Consider the following 3171-nt stretch of genomic DNA (forward strand, 5'->3'; position numbering starts at 1 on the left):
GTAACGACGCATTGGTCATGCCCTCAAGCCCCCGGATGTACTGATCAGAGGGGTGTCATCTTTCCTGAAACCGGGGGGGCAGCGAATCGGCTTTAGGTTGCTTTTAGTTGTCGTGTTTGCTTGTGAGCATGCTCAATTGGGTTGCAAGCTTTTGTGTGGGCTTGTGTAGTTGAAGAGATTAAAAATTTGTTGTGATGTGACTCTTGCGGTCTCATCCCTTTTAAGCTGATGGTATATGTGTCCAAACTGATGCTTGATTCTACCGACCAAAGTATTCATATTGTCAGTGCGGGTGATGATCTTAGCCTCCTGCAGTTGGCGAACTTATTGCAAGTCTCTCATGTGCCCACTGTCATTTTGCAGGCTGATCAAGGCCTCCAGGATCTAATTGATATTCTCGACGAATCCCTGCCGAGAGGCGGTTTCGATACGATTCATCTTTACGGTCACGGCACCAAGGGACAACAGGGCTTGGGCCGCGATAGCATTTCGAATGACTCACTTCGAGCCCAAGGATATCTCTGGTCTCAGCTCAGTCGATTCGTTCATGATGACAGTGATTTATTGATCTACGGGTGCAAGACAGGGGCCGGACGTGAAGGAAGAAAGCTTATCGATTCACTCGCTCAACTAACAGGCCTCGATGTTGCCGCCTCCGATGACATCACAGGACTAGCGACGACGGAGCAACATCAAGATTCCGACTGGGATCTCGAAGTACGTGCAGGAAGCATTGAAGCTCTGCCAGCTCAGCGCCTTAACCGATGGGATGGAACGCTGCAGTTAGAGCGATCGGTTGATTCAAAGCCTTATCCTTTCAAGGTGAAGCCTGTCAGTTGGGAACCCAGTACAACCGACTCCGATCAAGAGTTGGCTGTCCTCAAAGTCCCGCTCGACTACGACCACCCACGCAAGAGTAAAGCCAAGATTGCACTTGCAAGAATTCCCGCTAGCGGCAACAACCCAATTGGTTCCTTGATCTTTAATCCTGGTGGCCCTGGGGGGTCGGGCCTGGAGATACTTGATTTTATCGCATCACAACTGACCGACAGGATTCGTAATCGATTCCACATCGTGACGTTTGACCCACGGGGTGTTGGTAGCAGCACGCCAACACTCAAAGCAGCTCCAGGTCCCTTCCCGATCCTGCCACCGGATGGAAGCAGTGATTGGACGCTCACATTAGACGAATCGAGAGAAGCATTTCGACAAGCTAATATCCAAACACAGCTTGATAACCAGGCGTTTATTAACCATCTGGGCACCCGCAATGTCGCACGCGACCTTGAATTAATCCGACAAGCCATTGGTGATCAGCAGCTTAATTATCTTGGCTTAAGTTATGGGACAAGGATCGGATATACCTACGCTGTCATGTTTCCTGATAAGATTAGAACGCTTATTCTAGATGGCAATATTAATCCATTTGGAAATCTGTCCGATCTCGCCATCAGTGCTAGGGGCACTGAAATTGCCATGGATCTGGTCAGGAGAAAAGAGCCCTCTATCGCTGCATCTTACGAAGAAGCTTTTGCTATCCTCCAGGAAAAGCCGATCGATCTAGGAGACGGCCTTGAGTTCGATCTTGGTGATTATATTGAGCAAGTTACATTGCGATCCCTTGTGTCTGGAGATCTTCAGTTCCTCGAAGAGCTCTCCGGGATCGTTGTGAATGTTGCCACTAATCCAAGCGCAAACGAAGGAGCAGCAATGACGCTCAGGCGGCTAAAGAATGACATTCTTGAGGTCGGTAATGTAAACGCAGGAGGTATTTTCTCGGTAGTGAATCGCCTTGATTATGCTGATGCATATGATTGGCATGAGCAACTCGAAAATGTCCAGGACGTGCTGATGTCTGGACCGCTTGGAGGTCCCTTGGCCGTCAGCTACGCGGCAGGTGCAGAAGGCTTTGATCTGCGCCCTGATCCGGTTCCGGATATGTCACGTAAACGATTAAGGCAGAAGGTGAGCGAAATCCCTGTTTTGATCACCAACGCAACTGCTGATACGGCCACTCCGCGCTTCTGGGCTATTGATATGACGAGAGCCTTCAAGAATCACTCTTTTCTGGAGTTGGTAACCACATTCCATTGTATTACTACTGCTGAAGTGGCCTGCGTTAATCGTCCAGTTGAAAAGTACCTAATCAAAAGGGAATTGCCGGGCTCAAAAGTCTGTGGCTGGAAGGATTTCATTTCGAGATAGATTTCATGCGTAGATATCGACCAGAGATTGGTCAATTCTTTTGTGTCTCATGAGCGGAGGCGTCTTTGCCAGCCCTGGATGGCGTGGGAGGTCTGTGGCGCTCGCGGTTTCCGGAACCGCTGCACTTCGTCATCGCTTACGTCTTGTGGCACGCCATCGAGGGCAGCGCCTGTGAACCGTTTAGCCCCCTGAAGCATTTGCTCCAAGTGGCACAGTGGCACGGCTTTGGCTCTTCAGATCCCATAGAGATTCACGTAGTTAGCCAGTGCGTAGCGCGCTCACTTGTCAGCTGAACAACCTAGTGGGACTACATACTTAGTGCTTGCTCAGTATCGCTGTTGTGACCACTCATGTGTAAAGAAAAGCCCCCTTGGGTGGCAGGGGATTGTGCGATTAAGCTCTATCAGCCGCACCGTACGTGGTTCGTCAACACCAGACAACCATCACTCCCAGCACAGTAACCCGACTGCGACTGACACCCTGCCATAGTCACGAAGCCACCAGCCACACCCTCCAGCTCCTCATCACTTAGCTCAAGTGTCTGCTGAGCCTGATACTTAAGCCAATCAACCCTACTGACATCAAACCCAGCTTCCTTTGCCAGGGCTACAGCGGCATCAAGGTCTGCAGCAATCTGAAGTTTTTCCTGTAACCCAGCGTCCTCTTTGAGCTTGGCAAGCAGGACTGCGAGTTGCTCTTCTGATATCGCTCTATGTGGCGTCTGTTCCTCCAGCTTGGCACCGCCCGCCGCTGCTGTCAGCACTCTCCAGCACAACCTCCCACAGCCACTCCCATAGCCACCACGCCCTCCCAGCACCTCCCCCAAACTTTCTTCTGCCGCCCCGCTGAGCTGGTTGCCCCCGAGCTCATCGGCTGCCTGCTGGTGAAGCGCCAACCCTCAGGCGGGCTGTTGTGGGGCGTGATTGTGGAAACGGAGGCGTATTCCCAGGAGGAGCCCGCCTGCCA

The 3171-nt window shown here is 51.5% G+C and carries 3 protein-coding genes; 2 read left to right on the forward strand and 1 reads right to left on the reverse strand.

The features are described 5' to 3' along the window. Nucleotides 1-249 precede the first annotated feature (249 nt). Nucleotides 250-2205, forward strand: a complete 1956-nt coding sequence (locus tag AC2JC8_RS09885) for an alpha/beta fold hydrolase (protein WP_484594659.1) — start codon at nucleotides 250-252, stop codon at nucleotides 2203-2205. Between the two features lie 403 nt (nucleotides 2206-2608). Here AC2JC8_RS09885 and AC2JC8_RS09890 read toward each other — a convergent pair whose 3' ends face one another. After that, complete coding sequence (locus AC2JC8_RS09890) at nucleotides 2609-3022, reverse strand: Nif11-like leader peptide family RiPP precursor (protein ID WP_484594660.1); 414 nt, start codon at nucleotides 3020-3022, stop codon at nucleotides 2609-2611. Here AC2JC8_RS09890 and AC2JC8_RS09895 point away from each other — a divergent pair. Then, nucleotides 2918-3171 (forward strand): DNA-3-methyladenine glycosylase (locus tag AC2JC8_RS09895; protein WP_484594661.1); only part of this gene is annotated, 254 nt, incomplete at its 3' end. The two genes, AC2JC8_RS09890 and AC2JC8_RS09895, sit on opposite strands and share 105 nt — an antisense overlap.

It is taken from the genome of Synechococcus sp., assembly GCF_982614295.1.